This is a genomic window from Parvimonas sp. D2 (genome assembly GCF_035282635.1).
Taxonomy (GTDB): Bacteria; Bacillota; Clostridia; order Tissierellales; family Peptoniphilaceae; genus Parvimonas.
In genome coordinates this window covers 1-280 of record NZ_JAYKBO010000027.1, presented here as the reverse complement: position 1 = coordinate 280, position 280 = coordinate 1, and the positions used below count along the sequence as shown (strand labels likewise).

The following is a 280-nucleotide window of genomic DNA, read 5'->3' as shown; positions in this document are numbered from 1 at the left end:
AACGACTATTTAAAAGAAACTATAGGATTAGATTTAGAAAACTATTTTACTATTTTGGGTCCTTGTCATGCCGAAGAAGTTGCTGCTGAAAAACTCTCCTATCTTACTTTTTCGGGTATTGATGAACAGGCAACCGGTTTATTAGCAGGAAGTTTCAAAACGGAATATATCAATACGATTATCAATACTGATATTATCGGCGTACAATATGCGGCCGTGCTAAAAAATATATACGCATTAGGGGCAGGTATTGCTCATGGACTCGATTATGGAGATAATT

The 280-nt window shown here is 35.7% G+C and carries 1 pseudogene; it reads left to right on the top strand.

The window, feature by feature from the left end:
* Positions 1-280, top strand: a pseudogene (locus tag VJI77_RS07445) (hypothetical protein); the annotation flags it as partial.